The following is a 1,667-nucleotide window of genomic DNA, read 5'->3' on the forward strand; positions in this document are numbered from 1 at the left end:
GGCGACGGCGATCTCGCGGACCGTGGAGGCCGCGGCGACATTGGCGTCGAAATTTTCGCCCTGATAGCGCGGGTCGCCGCGCCGGAAATCGCCTTCGGGATAGTCTTCCGCCCGCTTGACGTCGCCGGCGAGAAAACCGCCGCCGAGCGGTGCGAACGGCACCAGGCCGATGCCCAATTCTGCAAGCGCCGGGATGATCTCGGGCTCGAGATTGCGCTCCCACAGCGAATATTCGCTTTGTAGCGCCGAGACCGGGTGCACGGCATGGGCGCGGCGGATGTTGGAAACCCCCGCCTCCGACAGGCCGAAGAAGCGCACCTTGCCCTCCGCCACCAGCTCGCCTACCGCGCCCGCGACATCCTCCATCGGCACATCAGGGTCGACGCGGTGCTGGTAGAGCAGGTCGATGCGGTCGGTCGCGAGCCGCATGAGCGAAGCCTCGACCACCTCGCGGATATGCTCCGGCCGGCTGTCGCGCCCGGTGCCATCCTGCTTGCCGTCGACGATGCGGAAGCCGAATTTTGTCGCGATCGTCACCTCGTCGCGCCGGCCCTTCAGCGCGCGTCCAAGCAGCTCCTCGTTGATGAAAGGCCCGTAGACCTCGGCCGTGTCGAGGAAGGTGCAGCCAAGCTCGATCGCCCGGTGGATCGTCGCGATCGACTCCGCTTCGTCGGCCGGGCCGTAGGATTGGCTCATGCCCATGCAGCCGAGGCCGATGGCCGACACGACGAGCCCCTGGCTGCCGAGTTTCTGCTTGCCGAGGCTCATTCATCTGTCTCCGGTAAGAAATTAGCACCCGCGAAATTATAATGCCGGGACGCGATGCGTCCAGCGCGGCCTCAAGCCATCGGCAGCATTCGGCGCATGATCAGCGAGGCATGGCCGCCGACGCCATGTGCGGCCGGCCGGCGCTCGACCACCTCGAAGCCGTGCTTGCGGTAGAAGGCGATCGCCCGCTCATTGCCCTCGATCACCTCCAGGGCGATGCTTGGAATGCCGGCATGGGCCGCAAGCACCGCGTGCAAGAGGTCGACGGCGAGGCCGCTGCCGAACTCTTCCGGCTCGATATGCAGCCGGTCGAGCATGACATCGCCCCTCTCGTCCATCGCTGCCATGGCATAGCCGGCGATCGATCCGTCGGTCCGCTCGGCCACGAACGACATCTTGTTGTCGTCGGCGAGCTCTTCGGCGAGCTTGTCGGGCGCATGTTTTTCGTCGGAGAGCCGGGCCACGGTTTCCTCACCCATGATCGGCGAATAGGTCCGCCGCCAGGATCCTCCCAGCAGCCGCGAGACGGCTGGCAGATCGTTCTTCGTCATCGCCCGGATGTGAGACATGTGCTTCCCTCGTTGCACTCCAAGATAGGGCGCGGCGCTGGCGACAGCCAATCTTCCCCTTGTTGTGGCGGAGATGCCGGCAGAGCAGAGGGGGCGCTGTCCCGCCGACGCATCGTAGTTTCTTGTTGGGAGATCGATAGCAACAAAGCGGCGGCCCTTATTGGCTCAAACGCCTCGGTCCTTCCGGTGCCTCTCTGGTCTGGCCTGCCGGCCGTCTCGCCCGCTTGACGGGAGCTTGGCGCTCCGTCGCCCCGCCAAATTGACTCGCCCCCCGCTCTCATTCATCCTTAGAGACTGTTCAGCGCCAGCGTCTACAGAGTGAGCCATGGC

At 65.4% G+C, this 1,667-nt stretch carries 2 protein-coding genes; both read right to left on the bottom strand.

What is annotated here, in order from left to right:
* On the bottom strand, positions 1-768 hold a 768-nt coding region (locus EOA60_RS31920), incomplete at its 3' end, for an aldo/keto reductase (RefSeq protein WP_164899731.1).
* Between the two features lie 71 nt (positions 769-839).
* Positions 840-1,337 carry an N-acetyltransferase gene (locus EOA60_RS31925; protein ID WP_066998508.1) on the bottom strand — a complete coding sequence of 166 codons (498 nt, stop codon included), beginning with the start codon at positions 1,335-1,337 and terminating at the stop codon, positions 840-842.
* Positions 1,338-1,667: the final 330 nt, after the last annotated feature.

Source organism: Mesorhizobium sp. M1A.F.Ca.IN.020.06.1.1, assembly GCF_004023265.1.
Taxonomy (GTDB): Bacteria; Pseudomonadota; Alphaproteobacteria; order Rhizobiales; family Rhizobiaceae; genus Mesorhizobium.

What these genes read in the sequence shown, in the direction of transcription:
- EOA60_RS31925 (WP_066998508.1), bottom strand. Translation starts at nt 1,337, where the DNA reads ATGTCTCACATCCGGGCGATGACGAAGAACGATCTGCCAGCCGTCTCG.